This window comes from Marivirga harenae, from assembly GCF_030534335.1.
GTDB lineage: Bacteria > Bacteroidota > Bacteroidia > Cytophagales > Cyclobacteriaceae > Marivirga > Marivirga harenae.
In genome coordinates this window covers 135,534-153,693 of the sequence record NZ_CP130565.1, presented here as the reverse complement: position 1 = coordinate 153,693, position 18,160 = coordinate 135,534, and the positions used below count along the sequence as shown (strand labels likewise).

The 18,160-nt window shown below is 39.8% G+C and carries 10 protein-coding genes; all 10 read right to left on the bottom strand.

Translation table 11 applies throughout. The features are described from left to right. Positions 1-118 precede the first annotated feature (118 nt). The 10 genes from Q3Y49_RS00645 to Q3Y49_RS00600 all read right to left on the bottom strand — a co-directional run bounded on the left by Q3Y49_RS00645 (position 119) and on the right by Q3Y49_RS00600 (position 17,769). Positions 119-4,876, bottom strand: coding sequence for an efflux RND transporter permease subunit (locus Q3Y49_RS00645; protein ID WP_303270284.1), 4,758 nt, complete (start codon positions 4,874-4,876; stop codon positions 119-121). Beyond that, positions 4,869-8,039: an efflux RND transporter permease subunit gene (locus tag Q3Y49_RS00640; RefSeq protein ID WP_303270283.1), complete on the bottom strand. Its 3,171-nt coding sequence runs from the start codon at positions 8,037-8,039 to the stop codon at positions 4,869-4,871. The genes Q3Y49_RS00645 and Q3Y49_RS00640 overlap by 8 nt, the downstream gene beginning before the upstream one ends. Before the next feature lie 52 nt (positions 8,040-8,091). After that, positions 8,092-9,150 (bottom strand): efflux RND transporter periplasmic adaptor subunit, encoded by a 1,059-nt coding sequence (locus Q3Y49_RS00635; protein ID WP_303270282.1) that lies wholly within the window; start codon positions 9,148-9,150, stop codon positions 8,092-8,094. Between the two features lie 118 nt (positions 9,151-9,268). Beyond that, positions 9,269-10,771: a TolC family protein gene (locus Q3Y49_RS00630; RefSeq protein ID WP_303270281.1), complete on the bottom strand. Its 1,503-nt coding sequence runs from the start codon at positions 10,769-10,771 to the stop codon at positions 9,269-9,271. Positions 10,772-10,776: 5 nt separating this feature from the next. Then, positions 10,777-14,112: a golvesin C-terminal-like domain-containing protein gene (locus Q3Y49_RS00625; protein ID WP_303270280.1), complete on the bottom strand. Its 3,336-nt coding sequence runs from the start codon at positions 14,110-14,112 to the stop codon at positions 10,777-10,779. Next, positions 14,109-14,999, bottom strand: coding sequence for an ABC transporter ATP-binding protein (locus tag Q3Y49_RS00620; RefSeq protein ID WP_303270279.1), 891 nt, complete (start codon positions 14,997-14,999; stop codon positions 14,109-14,111). The genes Q3Y49_RS00625 and Q3Y49_RS00620 overlap by 4 nt, the downstream gene beginning before the upstream one ends. A gap of 105 nt (positions 15,000-15,104) precedes the next feature. Next, positions 15,105-15,788: a hypothetical protein gene (locus tag Q3Y49_RS00615; protein WP_303270277.1), complete on the bottom strand. Its 684-nt coding sequence runs from the start codon at positions 15,786-15,788 to the stop codon at positions 15,105-15,107. Between the two features lie 2 nt (positions 15,789-15,790). Then, the gene (locus Q3Y49_RS00610) at positions 15,791-16,150 is read right to left on the bottom strand and encodes a GntR family transcriptional regulator (RefSeq protein ID WP_303270276.1); all 360 of its coding nucleotides are present in this window, start codon (positions 16,148-16,150) and stop codon (positions 15,791-15,793) included. A gap of 1 nt (position 16,151) precedes the next feature. Then, on the bottom strand, positions 16,152-16,946 hold the full coding sequence (locus Q3Y49_RS00605; RefSeq protein ID WP_303270275.1) for a hypothetical protein: 795 nt from the start codon (positions 16,944-16,946) through the stop codon (positions 16,152-16,154). After that, positions 16,936-17,769, bottom strand: coding sequence for an ABC transporter ATP-binding protein (locus tag Q3Y49_RS00600; RefSeq protein ID WP_303270274.1), 834 nt, complete (start codon positions 17,767-17,769; stop codon positions 16,936-16,938). The genes Q3Y49_RS00605 and Q3Y49_RS00600 overlap by 11 nt, the downstream gene beginning before the upstream one ends. Positions 17,770-18,160: the final 391 nt, after the last annotated feature.

Here is an 18,160-nt window from a genome sequence, read left to right as displayed (position 1 = left end):
ACCCCCTATAATCCCCTCAAGGGGATAGACTCACGGATTTTTGTTGGTAGTAAATACTAAATTTTGTCACTATTTTCTCCACTACCACCAACTATCAAAGTAAAAAGTAAAAGAATGTTCAGTGCGGCTTCCCCTTGAGGCGGGTTAGGGGGGGATCCTCTCCCAACTTCTTTTCCTTATTATTTTTACTCTTCATCAACCACAAATACGCATCCTCCAAGTTAGCCCGCACATGCACCGCATCTTCCCTTGGTTGCTCACCCGCAAGGCATTTTACCCGAATCTGGTCACCTTCTCGCATGTGATGAACAATCAAATAATTTTCCTTCTTCGCTTCAAATTGCTCTGGTGAAAGGTGAAACTCCCATACTTTATCATCAGCCAGCTCCGCCATAGTAGTCGGACTGCCCATATACTCTATATTTCCAGAAATCAACACTGCTAAGTTGTTACAACTACTTGCAATATCTTCAATGATATGAGTAGAGAAAACTACAATCCGCTCGCGACTCAATTCTACTAATAGATTCCTGAAACGGATTCTTTCCAATGGATCAAGTCCGGCAGTAGGCTCATCTACAACCAAAATCTTCGGCAAGTGAAGCAGTATTTGTGCGATTCCAATTCGCTGTTTCATCCCACCAGAGAAAGAGCCAATCTTCTTATGCTGGTGCTCATCCATATGCACTGCTTTGAGTACGTATTGAACTCGCTCTTCCCGCACATCTTTTTGGCTGATTTTTCTCAGAATGGCCTGATAATCTAAAAACTCATATGGCGTCATATTTTCATAAGTTCCAAAGGCTTGAGGCAGATATCCAATAAGCCCTTGAAGTTCCTCTCGCTTTAGAGTAGTGTCATGTCCATTGATCCAGATCTTACCATAACTTTGATCCATAATACCGCAGAGAATCCTCATCAGTGTTGTTTTACCTGCGCCATTTGGTCCTAAAAGTCCGAACATACCTTGCTCAATATTGAGGCTCACCCCTTTAAGTGCTTTAAATTGTGATTTCTTAGGTTTTACATAAGGAATAGCCAACAATAGCTTATAATACAACCTTTTGATTTTAGCAAAACGTCCTTTAATTTGCTCAACTACCACTGGTTTTTCTGAAAGCTTTCTAGCTACGCGTACCAGAAATAGACCAGTGAACCATAGTATGATCAGGAATACCCCTACGCCTTTCACTTGTATATCGCTATAGAGATATACCGCACTGATGATCGGAAAGCCCCAGTACAATATGGAATAGATAAATCTAATAAGTTTCCGTCCTTTTCCTGCTAGTTGTGCTACTTCCTTGAAGATGGATAGCAATAAAGCATGCAGAGAAATCATAAAAAGCAGTTGCCAGAAGGCCTTATCCAAAAAGAAATAGATGAAATACACCAGAAATGCAATCAATGCCCCTTGCCATATTGAATTTTGCAGGATTGATTTTCGGGAAACCGGTTCTTCATTACGCTCATCAAACAGACGCTTATTGCCTTTCCATTCTCTAATCCATCGTTTGTCTCGACCATAAACTTTGGTCAGGTTTTGAATCTCAATATGCATAGCCTCATCTGGCGCTACCATTTTAGCATTGGCTTGACGTAGCGAGGTCATGATGAAATAGGTACCACCCGGAATCAGAATAATAGCGGAAAGAAACCAGATTACCTGCCAAAGCATTCCTTCAATTTGCAGATAAATTAAGCTAGCAAAAAAGATCATGAGGGCAATCTGTATGAGCTTAGTGCTCATTTTTAGATTTCGGAACCACTGTAATACGCTTTCCAACCCGGCACTCATAGTCGGAATGTAGATCAGGGTTAGGATTGTAGCAAAAGCGAGTCCGCCCATAACTGTTACAGCAAAAGGTTGGCCTATGCTGGTCACATATTCTGCATCTCCCAGTGCCAAAGGCAACATGGCCACAAAAGTGGTAATGGAAGTAATCAGGATAGGCCTGATGCGTGAAATCCCACTCATCATCAAGGATCGGTATTTGTTATAACCTCTTCTTCTCAAAATCCGAGAATAGTCAATCAGGATAATTCCATTATTGACCACAACACCTAACAGGATCATCAATCCTATCAAGGTATTCGCATTCAACAGTGAATTTCCGGTGAAAGTCAGTCCTAAGAAAGCGCCTATGCCAGCCAGAGGAATCGAGAACATGATCACAATTGGCAAGTAGATGGATTCGAAAACTGCCGCTAAAATCATGAAAATGATCATAATAGCAGCAAAAATAAAGAAGTAGAGTTCATCATACATGCCTTCATCGTGAATTACATCTACCACCATTCCTTTTGGAATATTGACGCTACTCACAACCTGGTCAATTTCCACTCGGGAAGATTCCAAGAGAGATTCTGATTTGGTAACTTCATCAATAAAACTGTAGGTAATCTCAATTCGTTTTTCCTGATTCAATCTGGTGATGGTGCTTTCTCCAGAAGAATAAATCACAGAACCAATATCAGCAAGAGAATGCGATACACCCGTTGTACTTGTAATAGGCATCTCTCGTAGGTCTTTCATCTCCTTAGCGGCCTGATTCACTTGATTTTGTGTTTGGATGGTGATTTCAAATTCTTCACCACCACTCACAAAGTTGGAACCAGAAGAAAAAGAAGGCTGGAAATCATTAAGGCCAATTGCTACATTTTGCTGCGTGATCATATTAGCACTCATGCGCTTTTGATCAAAGAGAATATGAGCTTCTGGACGCTCTGGGCTAATATTCACCGTACTTCTTTTAATGGATTGCAATCCACTTACATAGTTATTGATATCATTCGCAATGATTTTCATCAATTCAAAGTCCTGGCCTTTGATAATAATGCGTTCTGTAGGAGTTCCAATTCCTAACATTCTTTCAAAATCACTAGAAGCTGAACTTCCAACCCCACTTTGGCCACTTCTGCTAGGCGGTGGCTCATCCAATGAAATGTCCATATCTTCAAAACTAGAGCTGATACTCTTTAATTTGTTTTGAACGTCTGGTATAGAAATGCTGTCTAAATCTTTAAATCCTTCTATTAGCATCACAGTAAGTACCGCATCACCTTCGGAAATCTGACTGATCACTTTGTCCACTACTGGGATTTCCATCACTTTCTCCTCAATACTCCTCGTCTTCAGATCTGTAGTCTCTAATGTGGCGCCCTGTGGCATGGTCACAAACATATTCATTTGCGTATCTTCTACTTCAGTCGGTCCCGTCATACTCACTAAAAAGCTAAGCCCAATGGTGACGAAAAACAGTACCAGTCCACCGATAACCGTAAAAAGTGGCCTCCTAAAACAGGACTTCAAAATCACCACATACATCTGGATCATCCTTTGGCGAATGGAAGCATTTTTAATTAGCGGTGCCTTTTCCTGATCTTCTTTGTTAATGGCAGAATGTGCAAGCATCGGAATTAAAACTAGCGCCACGACCAAAGAAACCAATAAGGTTGAAATGATGGAAATTCCAATATGCGTTCCGATCATGGTGATCAGGAAATTGGAGGAGAAAATAAAGGGCAGGAATACCGTGACCGTAGTTAAGGTAGCAGCAATGACTGATCGCATTACTTCCTTGGTACCGTCTACAACAGCATCTTCTTTTTTCTTTTTATTGACTACATGTCGGTAGATGTTTTCCAATACCACGACACTATTATCCAACAGCATCCCTATGGCCAGTGCCATACCAATAAGCGTAAGGCTATTGATAGAAATACCTGCTGCATAGAAAAAATTGAAAGCAGTATAGACCGAAATAGGAATGGCGAGCGCAATGCTCAAAATGAATTTTAACCTTCGTAGAAATACCCATAGAACAAAAATGGCCAATAGACCCCCAGTCACTGCCAGGTTTTTAATCTGATCTATATTGGAGTTCATCAACTCAGCCTGATTGCTTTGTACCACAATCTCCACGCCCAATGCTTCCAGGTCTTCATTTATGGCATCAATTGCTTCTAAACTTGTTTCTGAAAGTGCAATTAGATTTGCTTGCGGAGCTTTTGATAAGCGAATGGAAACGGCATCTTTTCCGTTAATCCGACTTAGAGAGGTCTGCTTTTTTACTCCAAAGAAGACATCGGCTACATCGCTCAATAGCAAAGGGCCTTTTTCTGAAACGACAAGGTTTTGGATGTTCTTAATGTCCTTTAATTCGGCTGTAACATTGACAAAAATTTGTTCACCATTTCTTTCAATCTGTCCGGCAAAAGCACTTTTATTAGAGTTCTGCGAGAGTACACTACTGATGGTATTGGGTGTAATCCCATTTGCTTCACAGACCGCATCATTCATGATGATCTCGACCGTTTTCTGACGACCACCAAATACTTCCACGCCCCCAATGCCCTCAATATCGTTCAGTCGGTCGGTAATGTATTGATCCGTAACATTTCTGACCCGATCTACGCCACTGCTGCCCAGTACTTGCAAATCCATAAAAGCATTGGTGAACTGATCCGTATCAATTTTAATAATATTGACCAGAAATTCAGACCCCAGATCAGATTTGATGGCGCCTACTTTTTGTTCCAACTTTAGATAGGCGTATTTGATGTTGACTCCTTTTCGGAAGGAAATAAAGATCATGCCTTGCTGGCTATCGGCATTAGAGGTGATCTCTTCAATTCCTTCCAACGTACTGATAGCACTTTCAAGCGGCACAATGGCTTCCCGTTCCATGTATTTTGGATCTACTTCAGAAGTTGTGCCAACCTGCACTATCAATACCGGTAGTTCAACATTTGGGAAAAGCTCAACTGGCAATTTGTTATAGGAAATATAGCCCATCACCGAAAAGCCAATGAATAGCATGGAAACTAGTACTTTCCTCTTAATAATCGTATGTAAAAGTCCGTTCTTACTCATGAGCCGCTTCGTTTTGTACGCCTTTACTTCCTCTAATCTTGCTGATTAGATTTTCGATGCTTTGATAGAAGCACGGGATCACAATTAGGGTTAGCAATGTGGAGGATACTAAACCACCAATTACCGCTATAGCCATTGGGGCACGAAGCGCTGCACTCTCTCCGAAACCAAATGTTAATGGAAGAAGAGCTAAAATTGTGGTTAGACTTGTCATGATGATCGGTCTGAATCTGCGCTGCGCTGCATCTAAGATTGATTCCCTCAAAGCCATTCCACTCCGTTTATTTCGATTAATACTGTCCACCAGTATAATGGAATTGTTCACGGCTATTCCTGCGAGCATGATAATCCCAATAAAGGCCATCATATTTAAGGACATTCCCAAGATCCAGAAAGAAACGAGCGCTCCCACACAAGCCAATGGAATGGTGAGCAAAATCGTGAAGGGATGTAAAAGTGATTCAAACTGAGAAGCCAGAACCATATAAACCAGTAGCACAGAAAGTATAAGAGAGAAGGTGAGGTTTGCCATGGACTCCTTACGTTTTTCTTCCTGACCGGCTACATTAATTTTGTATTGAGGAGGCACAGTCATTTCTGAAAAGGAAGCATCAATAGACTTCACAATCTGATCGTAAGGCTTATTCTGATTTACTCTGGCGCCCAGTGTTACCATTCTACTTTGGTTTTTTCTGTAAATAGAATTAGCAGCATATTGCACACTTACATCGGCAATCTCACTGAGAGGGAATTCTCGTTCGCTACTTTTAATTCTCATATTTTCCAGTCCTGAAAGCGAGATTTTCGGTACTTTGACCATGATGTCCTGTAGTTCGCCACCACGCTCCAAAGTACCCGCTTTTTTACCTTCCAGCTGATCTTTGATTTGGTTAATAACATCATCAATCGACAGCTGTAGTAATCCCGCTCGATATTTATCTACATCCACCTTGATTTGTGGTACTCCTTCTTCCAGATTAGAAACCGCCTCGTAAATATTATCATTGCGGTTCATGATGAGCATCACAGAATCTGATAGAACACTTAGGGTTTTAAATTCCGCTCCACTCACTTCCACTACCAAAGGCATTTGCTCTTCGCCCAAGACTGCATTCAACGCACTTTCGTCATTCGAGAAGCTGGCGGTAATGCCGGGAATTCCCTCAAAATAAGTCGATAGGGTGGAGGTTACTGTGGTAATATCCAACTCTAAATCCTCTTTGAATATGAGTTTAATGTTGGCCTTATTTTCATCATATACATTTTCGTTATCGATGCCAGACTGGCTTTTCTCAGGGCCAATATGCGAATACACGTGCTTAAGCTGTCCTTCAAAAAGGACCAGCAACTGACCTTCGATTTGATCCACTGTGGAAGATGTTCTCGATAGCGGAGTGCCATTGCTTAGCTTGAGGTCAACGGATATGGCTTTGGTGCCTGCTTGCGGCATATATTCGCTGCCAATAATCTCGATCAGTTGGTAAGAACCTAAAACCAGTAGAAATGAAATCACAATAAATGCAATTCGGTAGCGCAATACTTTATCTAAGAAACTACGATAAGCCTTATACTTAAGCGGCTTCTCCATTTGCTTGGTCTTATCCTTGCGGAAAATTTGAGAAAAGAGCATTGGGATAACCAAAATGGCTACGGCCAGAGAGGAAATGAGTGAAAAAGCCACCGTCCATGCCTGATCTTTAAATAATTCTCCGGATGGTCCTTGTAAATAGACAATCGGCAAAAAAACCACTATGGTAGTAAGCGTAGAGGCTGTAATTGCACCACTCACATCACTCGTTCCTTTGATAGCAGCATCTATTACGCTCATGCCTTCTTCACGTCTTCGAAAAATGGCTTCTACCACTACAATGGCATTATCTACTAACATACCTGCTCCTAGAGCCAAACCTCCAAGAGTCATTACATTTAAGGTAAGACCATTGAAATACATCAAATTGAAGGTGGCTATAATCGAAACCGGAATAGCGATGCTAATGATCAATGTAGAGCCTATTCTTCGTAGGAAAACGAATAAGATAATGACTGCGAAAAGTGCACCATAAAGTCCTGAATCTTTCACTTCATCAATAGCGCCCTGAATAAATCTTCCTTGATTTTGAATCACGACAAATTCATAGCCGGGAACAGATTTTTTTAAACCATCCAAGGCTGCAGTCAATTCATTTACCGCATTTACAGTATTGTATTTCGTTTCTTTAAAGATGGACATCCCCAAGCTTCGTTGCTGATTTACTCGCACGATGCTGTTGGCTTCTTTATCTAATATTTTCAGTGTAGCTACTTCTCGCAAGAGCACAGGAACTTGGCCAGCTGTTGAGGCCTGTGGTACAGAAGCTTGTTGGGCTGCTTCAGGACTTACTTGAGCGGAAGCGGGATTAGTACCGCTGTTTTCTCTACTGGTATAACCCACTACCAGCTCTTGTAAGTCTTCCGGATTTTCAATTATACCTAGTCCCTTAATGACATATTTACGACCCAACTCTTCAATAAATCCACCAGAAACGTTCCGGTTATAGTTCTCTATTTTTGCTACTATATCATTGACTGTAAGTCCATAAGAAGCCAATAAGTTTGGGTCTGTCTCTAAAACCACTTCTTTTTCCTGCTCACCCGAAAGTCTAACTTCAGCAATTCCGGGCAGTCGGATGATCTCATTTCTGAAATTATTCTCAGCTACTTTTCTTAGTGCTTCAGTATCAGCAGAATTGGGGTTATAGATTCCCAATACCATGATAGGAGTGGCATTAGGATCAAATTGGGAGATCACGAATTCTTCAATCTCCTCATCTAAAGAGAAATTGGAGAGCGATTTCTGAAGATCCAAAAATGCTTCGTCCATATCTTTACCCCAATCATATTGAACGGTAACGCGTCCGTAGCCTGTTTGACTAATGGAACTGACTTCTACAGCTCCATTTTGTCGGATCGCAACAGACTCAATCGACTCTATAAATTGCTTTTCAATTTCAGAAGGCGGTTTAATGCCCGCTTTTAATTCTACGAATAGCGTAGGGTTCTTTAAATCAGGAAACAGTTCAATTGGTAGTTTTCCAAAAGAGATGGTACCTAATAAAATTACCGCTAAAACCATCATGAGGATGGAAATAGGGTATGATACGGCCAGTGAAACTATCTTTTTCAATTTAGTTGGGGTTAAATAATGGAAACATTAGATGTGATCTGACGATCAGCATTTATTGTAATACACTTACCTTAGATTTATTTCTTAGCGTCTCAAATCCAGTGACTACTAATCGGTCGTTGATTTTCAGTCCACTCAATACTTCTATCTCATCCATGGTTTCGAGTCCGGTGGTGATTTGCTTTTCTGTGGCTATACCATTTTCTACTATAAAAACCACTTTAGCATCTTGTCGTGAGATTACCGTTTCTTTAGGAATCACGATGGTGCTGTCGCGTTTCTCAGAAAGAATAGCCGCTTTAATAAACATACCCGGCCGTAGTGAGCGTTTTTCATTGTTGATTTGTAGAACACTTTGGAATGTTCGCGTATCCGGATTGACGATAGGAGAAATTTGGCTGATCCTTCCTTCAATGGTGTCATTGCCAATATTGTAATTGGTAATTTGCACCAGTTGATCTAAAGTGACTTCAGGCAAATGCTTTTCAGGTAGTTTTACGTCCATTAAGAGTTTATCATATTCCATGACTCTAAAAAGCGCAGTTCCCTGATCAATTTTCACACCATCGGTATGGTATGGAAGTTCCACTATTACCCCGTCAAATGGTGCTCTTACAGCCATTTTTGCCAACTGAATCTCCGCATTTTCAAAGGAATATTTGGCATTCACGTACTGTATAGAGGCATTTTTCAATTCCGTTTGGGTAACGCCTCCTTTATCATAAAGTGATTTTTGTTTTTCAAGATTGTTTTCGGCCAACTCTAAATTAAGTCTTTTACCTTCTACTTGCAGACCATTGACAAACTCCTCATTTTCAAGCCTTATTACAATCTGATTGGCTTTTACAGCATCGCCTAGTGCAAAAGGCTTTCCGGTAGCTGGATTTCGTTGAATACGGTAAAGTCCGCTCATTTCCGATTTCATAGTGCCTTCTTTGGAAGAATATACCGTTCCTGTGGTCTCAATAAATCTTGAGATGCTTGCTGGCTTGATACTGACCACCGAAACGGGAATCTTTATTTCTGTTTGAATATTGGACTCTTCATTACCGCATGACCATAAAATAGTCATCAATAGAAGGGGAGTACTCCAAGTTAATAGCTTTTTCATATTGTTAGATTTAAGTAGTGTTGTAAGTTTTAAGTAGTAAGTATTAGGTGTTAGGTAGTAGGTAGAGTGTCTATTCTATATGTAGAATAGCTTAAAACCTATCACCTATAACCTATAACTAATAATTCCTTATCATCACTGGTTCATTCTTCTCGAAATCGTACAGTGACTGAACCTTAAGATTTAGTAATTCCATTTTGTAATTAATCAAGGCATCAGCTAGCGCACTTTTCTTCTCCGAAAGCTGGCTTTGAAATCTGTTGAGATCTATACTGGTCAGATCTCCATTTTTGTATCTTTCAAGATTGATATCATAAGTAAGCTTGGCATTTTCCACATTTTGTTCAGCGATGGAAATCTGATTTTCCAGATTTTGAAGGTTTCTGTAGATCTTTCTGATGCTGATAATGATGTTGTTCTCTTCCACTTGTAAATCCACTTTATTGATTTCAAGATTAGCATTGGCAGCATCCATTCTAGCTTTATTTTCGCCCCAATCCCAAATCGGGATATTGAAGGTTATGGCGACCCGAGGATTTAAATTGGGTTGCTGATATACTTCAGGTGCTTGTTCGTTATCACCAAAAACACCCAATGAGAGAGCAACGGATCCTTTAAATTCATTTAATGCCCTGGTGCGGATTAATTCAAATTTCGATCGCTCTATATCCATCCCGCGCTGTCTTAATTCCATGCGGTGTTCAAGTCCGTGGGTTATGGCTTTAGCGAGATCAACTTTTCGGGTGATGAAATCGATATCCACCAAGACTTCAATATCCTCATCTAAATCAATACCCAAGAGGAGTTTAAAATCATCCGAAGCATTGTTGAGCAATACTTCATTGTTCTCCATTGTTGATTTGGAGGAAGCTAAGTTTAGTTCAGCCTGATACAATTCTTCCTTAGCCAAAAGATCGGCTTCTACTTTATTTAAAGTTATATCATAGCTAACTTTCTGATTTTCGTATTCATCAGTGGCGATTTCTAAATTATTTTGACGCTGATAGAAATTGTAGAAGGACTGTGTCACATTTTGTTCTAGGCTCAAGAGCTGTATTCCATTGCTGATTTGGGCATTTTCCAAGTTAAGCTCCAATTCTTTTAACTGAAGTTTTGTTCTATTGTAGGTGAAAATGGGTTGTTCTACCTGCAGGTACAGATTATTGCTAAAGGTTTTTGTTCTGACATCTTGAAATTCAGAGTAATTATCACGGTAGCCAAACTGGTTGATTAGAGAAACTGTGCCGTCTGTAGCTACGATTGGCTGTGACACTGAAAAATTAGCGAAAGAGTTATAGTCTTCATTCGTATTCCACTGTGAAAATAAGTCGTTAAAGTTTCGGTTTCGATTATAATCAAAAGGCGTCACATCTAAGGAAAATCTGGATTTTAAAGCAGCACGCTGTGCGTCCAGACTTCTTTGATTTCCGTATAGGTTAAGTTTCGATTTTTTTATTGTAGGACTCTTTTGTTGTGCAATTTCGATTGCTTCCTGCAGCGTAAGCGTATTTTGTGCCAACACTTGTTGGGAGACTATACAGCAGCCCATGATCATCAGCATCACCGCCAGTTTGCTGACGGCAGCGGATGTTTTCCTTTGAATTTCTTTAGTTCTGTTCATAATTGTTATTGCTTAACCCATTTTATCGCATCTGCATAAACTGTCCGAAGGTCGCATTCATCTGTTAGCGAAACGCTTCCTCCTTCTTCATTGAAATAATATGATCCCAGGAAATTCCAACCTGGTTCTGCATTAGAAATATTGTAATTGATGTTATCCTCACCATCTGCGTGCTTGATGATATAGTGATAGAAATACTGTTTACTATTGCCATCACTGCCACTGTATTCATTCTGATTCTTTCCCTTCATATAGGTATAAATATCATAAAAGCCCTCTTCTTTAAATTCAGGCGTCCATGTTACGACCTTCTCACCACTACCAGAGCGGGCAAAATGAGCAGATCGAATCACTTCACCGTAAAAATCTGAACCTGTAGTGGCCAGCCATTTTGAATAGGGGCGATCCCAGCTCCCATAATATTCCTGTTCAGTTGTTTTTCGACTATCGAGATAAGCTTTTAGGTAAGTTGGTTTTATTGGACTAAAACTGCTAAATCCAGCATCTTCATTATCTACAATCAGCTCATTCAGATGAGTAGTTGTTTCTTGATTGATAATGCGTTCTCCTTCGAATAAGGTGGCTCCTTCTCGTTTACTCAAGGGACCTATGGACATATTAATTTTTGAAGGGATGTTTCTGGATATAATGGTGTTGATGGTGATATTGTCAGGTTTTTCATCTAGAACAAAGCCGAGTAACTTCGTTTCTCCTTTTCTGATGACAGACAGTTGCCCGGCTTTTTCAGTTTCCGTTTCTTCATTTACCTTATTTCTCCAGAAATCATCATCATCTTCATCATTTCCAGTGACGAAATTCACTTCAACGACCCCATCATTATCCCCAATATTTTTTATTTCAACTAAAATTTGAAATCGCTTTCTATCTCCATCCAATACTTCATATTTCTGAAGATCTTGTATTACAAAGGCAGCTTGCGCTGTTTCTGAATATACTTTTTCAATAATGGGATCCAGGTCGAGCTGAAATTCAGCTATCAATGCTTTTCGCAACTCTTGATAGCTTGTTAGCTGATGACTGTGTGCATTGACCCAGTCGAAAAGAAAGCTTTTAAAATTGCTTTCTCCTACCAACTCACCCAAGTATGAAAATAGATATTGGCTTTTTAAGGAGATAGACTTCTGAATTTTGTTGAATTCTGCCTGGGATAAAATCTCTTCAAGAGAAGACTCTCTCATGAGCTTGTTACATTCCTCGGTAAATGAAATTCCATATCTATCTCTCGAGAAATCTCTTTGGGCTTTCTTTTCATTTTTTAAATAGGTAGCAATGCTGCTGTTGAGCAGTGGCCATTCTTCACTGCCGAAACCAGCATTGTAGGTATAGTAGTTAGGGAAAATGGAATAGTCGGCATCATCTATATTATTGCCGTCAAAAGTATATTTTGCACCAATTTGTTTGGTAAACACTCGCTTAATGAGGTCATTAAAAACATTCGCTTGTTTTTGTTTGTCCGATAAGGTTTGATTGTTTCGCTTTGCTTGATTATTCATATCACGCAATTGCATTCGCAGATCAAATTGACGGATATCACCTCCTTTTTCAGGCCAATAGACAGTTTCGGGCTGTAGGTACGCCTGATGACTTTCGTAGATTTTATTATAAGCTGTAAACTGTAGCGGTGTCTCTACAAATTGGAGTCGTTTAAAAGGATACTGAATTTTCTGGGCATCTTGATATTCATTGGCAAGATCAGCGATTAGGAATTGGACAGTATCAGAGAGTTGGTCCAATTGTTTTGTTAAAAAATCATTGTTACGATAGTGATAGAGTACATAATTTACCGAATCTACTGTAATATCTTTCTTTACGTAATCACCGATCACTAGTGATATTTGGGGCAGCGCATAGTCTGATTGGAATTCAAAAATATTATCAGTTATAGTTGATTCGCCCTGCGAAATAGCCATTTGGCCATCCTGCGTTTTCACTTTCAATTGAAAGTTGATAAATGACAGTCGTTCACTTGTAGAGGATTCCTGATTATATCCAATTTGCGTGTCAGGGTACCAGAGCACATCTTTGGTGAGCAATGCGTAATCATCATCTAGAAAGGCGTATTTTTTTTGCAGAGAAAAAGCAAAGTACTCGTAAGCAGCCTCGTAACGTTCCTGATCAACTTCTAAGTGCGCGGCAGATTGTTTAATATCTCCATGGTATTCAATTTCCACTTCAATTTCTTCCCCACGAGCAATCTTGCCAGCTTGATTTATAGATACTATTTGCAGATTTTTGCGGGCTTCCACGATTTTGCCATTAACAGATACCTGATCGATTGCAAGTCCGGGATTAAGCGTGAAATAGATTGAATCAAGCAGCTGACCGCTATTGTTTTGAACTTTCATGGCTGATTTGCCATAGAGTTGCTGATTCTTCAATTCGATCTCAATGGAATTGGACACAATTGTGATATTGGGAACTTCTGCCCATTCACCGTTCAAGCTGATCATTTCTTCTCTCAAGTCGATTGGATCCTGACGGATATTCCATAGTTGCAGCATCACAAAAGCGGAAATGCCCAAGATCAGGATTCCAATAGTGCCAGTTAGTAGCTTAGTAGTCTTATGGCTGGACAATCGATCTAAAAAGAAGGCGGTAATAAATAATAAGGCAATCCCTGCAATGAAGTAAAAAGACCTTTGCATAATGGCAAATTCCATATCCTCAAATCCTGAGATGTCCGAAGTAAACATGGAAAGCCTAAAGGCGGTAAAATCCAAAATATTAGAAAATTGATCAAAATAGTAAATTAACTGTACACCAGCAATTCCTAATAGCAGCACAATGGTAATCGGCTGGTTTTTAAGGAGCGTCACCAATAAAAAGGATAAGCCGGTGGTAAAAACGATAGTCGGCATACTGGTCAATAAAGGGTAAATGACGTAGGCCAACGGCTCGAAGGTGGTGTAAGGACTGGTAATGTTAAACACTAGTGATAGTAATACAAATACCAAATTCAGTAGAAAGAAGAGCTTAAAAAGTGCCAATGCCTTCCCGAAAACATAATCAAGATTACTGATCGGGCGAACAAAAAAGACCTCGTTTGTATCAATTTTTTTATCCTTCTTAATTAGGCCAGAAGCTAAAAATATCACGGCTGCTGCTTGTGGGATTGCTATTAAAGCTAAACTGGCATAAGGCATCATCCAACTATTGGCAAGATTAGCCCATCTGGGTACATCGGCTTCAGAAAAAACTGCGATATTGAAAATAGTTAAGAAGCCTATACCAGCTATAGCTAAAATTCTAAAAAACCAGTTTCTCCACAGCACTTTTGCTTCAAAACGGGAGATGGTGAGTATGTTTTTGATTGAAATCATACCAGTGAAACGCCTAATTCATTTTCCATAAAATATACATATGCATGCTCCAGATTCGGATTGGCATGAGTGGCTCGGGGGTGCGGTTGATCGATTGCAATTACTTGCACCTCCCATTTCCCATCAATTGGAATGGTAGAAACCACAGAATATTCAGCTTTAATTTTGTTGAATTCTTCATCATTCAGACTGACTTGCCATACATGACCTCTTACTTGTTCGATCATGCCTTCAGGAGATCCTTTGAAAGCGACTTCACCCTTATTGAGCATGGCCATATTGTGACAAGTACTACTGATATCGCCCACAATATGTGTGGAAAGAATAATGGTGACATCCTTTTGACTTAAATCTGACAGGATATTTCGAAATCGGATTCGTTCTTCCGGATCTAGTCCCGTTGTAGGTTCATCAATGACTAATAATTTGGGTTCACCAATTAGTGCCTGGGCTATTCCTAGCCTGCGTTTCATCCCTCCTGAAAGTTTGTTAGCCAATCTTTCGCGCACATCCAATAGGCCCACCTGATCTAGCAGTTGATCCACTTTAATCAATCGGTCCTTTTTTTTGAGTGAGGTAGATAATTGTGCAGCATAATCCAGAAATTCCCAGGTCTTTAATTTTGAGAAAAAAGTAAAATCCTGAGGCAGGTAGCCAATGAGCGTTCTAATTTTTTGACGATTCTCATTAATATCCAAGCCGTCCATCAGAATTTTGCCTGAGGAGGCTTGTTGGGCTGTAACCAACACTCGCATAAAGCTGGATTTCCCAGCACCATTAGGGCCCAGCAGTCCGAACATCCCACTACCGATTTCCAGATTCACATCTTTAATCGCAGTATGTCCGTTCGGATAGGTTTTAGTAAGTCCTGTTATTTCTATATTCATAGGGCTCTAAAGTTGATAGCTTTGGTTTTTTGCTATTGTTTTTGTTCAGATATAAAGTAGAAGGCACAAGATCAATTTTGTTGCAGCTTGCTACTATTTGTTGCTTTAATTCAAGATAAGCCTGCTACTTTCATCCTTTTTAAATTGAATTTCTTCCGTGCCAATTAAGTATAAGTAAGAGTCATCCTTCATTGATCCTCTGACAAGCTTCACCGGCTGAGAGATGGATACTTCAGAATTTTCCAGCTCCGTAGTTAAGGTGTCTAGCTTTCCATCGACAAGATTGAAATAGGCGGAATTCTGTGCTTTTAGATTGATCTTACCTATCTTATTGCTCCCAAAAAGCCGAATCCAACCGTCATTTTGATCTATAGTCAATGTTTCTTGCTGTAAATCAGAAATTGTTAGCCCAGCATTTACTGTCTTTAAACCAGAGAAACTCTGTTTTGAGACATAAATCGACAGATTGACTTGCTGATTATCATTTACTTCCATTGAATTTATGCTAAGTGTATCACCCGCCATCTCATACTTTAAATTCTTCAGTAAATCACCGGAAATACTTTGTATTTCGATCCTTGGGTTGTCTGATCCGTGAACCGATATTCTCGGTTGTAAATCAGGTAGCACCAGGTAATTAATCGCTGAAAACTCAACTGATTCTGAATTACTGTTGCTTTCTGTTAAGCGGTGTAAATCTCCTTTAAATCGCATTTCAGTGAATGCCACAATCATATAGAGAAAAGCGAGTCCAAAGAATCCGATCAATATTTTATTGCTTAGTTTCATAACTATGAATTAATGTTTTCAATATGTTTTTTCAATTCTGTGGCGCTAATTCCCAAGAGATGAGCTTGCTTAAGGAATTCAGGCAATACTTTATTAAAGAATTCTTCCCTTTTGCCTTCTAGAATAATTTTTGGTGCATTTTGATTGACGAAATAGCCAATACCTCTTTGGTTTTCAATAATATCCATAGCTTGAAGTTCACTGTAAGTTCTCATGATAGTATTTGGGTTTACTCCCATATCAGCAGCTAATTCACGTACTGAAGGGATTTTTTCTCCTGCGGGAAATTCTCCGCTGATTACCTTGTCGGTAATGCTGTCCGCTATCTGTAGAAATATGCTTTTGCCATTTTGAAATTCCATCTTATACCTCCCTTTCTTTTAACTTTCTGTAGGCAATAAATAGCATCACCAAATTGCTGAATAATGCTAAAGAGCCGAAAAATTTAATTGCACCTCCTTCACTATGGGGTATCAGAAACATGCTGTCATTGGGCTGGTAATTCTTCAAGCCCATAGGTTCTATGATTATGAATAAACAGCCAGCATAAAAAATCACGATTAAGGCTACTGCGAATAAAGTTTTTACTAGCGGCTGCTTGCTGAACATTGCCCCGCCTGTAAAAGGCAATACAAAGCCTAAAGTCACTAGAGAGCCAACCAGGATCACAAACCAGATATAGTATTCCTTAACCGTATCGGGCAATTCGAAATCTAGAACTGGTCCAAAACTGATGCTCTCGAATGGTAAAGGAGTAAACAGATTGAAAAAGTAGCCCTGTAGGTGAAAAGTAATCCAAAATAGAAGCGGAAGAAGAATTAGAACGATGCTCAAGCGGGTGAGCAATTCGAATAAAAACTTTTCCAGTACGGAGCTCGGCAACATCAGATAGTTGATCGTACTTTCCTTACTTCTGAAAGCAGGGAAAGAGTAACCTGTATACAAAATACCAAATACAGCTATAAAACCGATCAAGAAGCCTTGAAAGCTCTCCAGGCCATGCGGTTCGCGGTCATTGCCCATTTGCACTACGGTCAGTAGAATAAATATTACACCCACATAGGCGATGATGGCATAGAACAACAACTTATTGTTCTGGATATAATGCTGCTTGGCAAGCATTAAAAACCTTTTGAGATTGAATACATTATTGGACATATTTTTTCAGTTTTTCGTTGCCATTCGCAATGGCGTTAAACAATAGTTCAATATCAACATGGGAAGAACTTCCCTCGATTTGTGGAGAAATTATGCGGTATCCACCCGGTACCATTTCACTGTAAAGCACATCTTCTCCTTCCGCTGAAGAAACCGTAGAGAAGTTCAAGGAAGAGGAAATATCATATAAGTCTTTTTGCATGATGAACTTGCCATTATCCAGCATCAGCACCTTTTCGATCAGATTTTCTACATCTTTCACCTGGTGGGTAGAAATAATGACCAATTGGTCTTCATCCAATGAGCCCGCCAATACTTTTCTAAAAATTGATTTTGAAGGAATATCCAATCCATTGGTCGGCTCATCCAACACTAGCAAACGGCATTTGGTGGCTAATGCAAAAGAGATCAGGAATTTTTTCTTCTGACCGTAAGATAGCTTTTGTAAGCTTTTGGTCTCGGGTAGTTCAAAATCCTTTATCAAGCGATGCAACAGATCTTGATCGAAGCGCGGATAAAAAGCTGCGTTCGCTTTTATGAAGTTCTTGATAGAAATAGGAGGGAGATGAAATTCCTCCGAAACAAAAAAGACATCCTGCAAAAGGGACGGTTGCCGTTTTGAAGGCTGATGTCCCAGAATAGAGATTTCTCCCTGCTGCGGGAATAACAAACCAATCATCAGCTTGAGTAAGGTAGTTTTACCTGCCCCATTTTTTCCCAAAAGGCCGACTATGCTACCTGTCTGCAACTCGCAGTCCAGCTCATTAAAGAGCGGCTGCTGCTTTTTGGCGTAATTAAAAGTTAGATTTTTTATTGCAATCATTATTACTGATTTAGTGTACTACTTAACTAATACAGTGTAATAGTAAAAGATTGATTTTAAATATGCAAGGGAAAGGGAAAAAAAGTTGGGAGAAGCCCCCCAGCCCGCCAATTGGCGGGGAGTTAGAAGTAGGAAGTGAAGATACCACTTAGGTCAGTACCGAAGGTCAGACCGGCAATAGATTAAAGATGGAAGTAGGATGTGGGATGTAGGGTGATGGATGTAGGATGCTTGATGAAGGGTGTGAATCAGAGAGTAATTAGGCATTGGTGTTTTCTAGAAGGACTGACTGATGCGTATCTATAAGTTTATTCTTTTCATTTTCTATAGGGAGTAAGTACCTTTGCTCTTCGCTGCACTAAAATAACTTGCAGCTTACAATTTCAAGTGC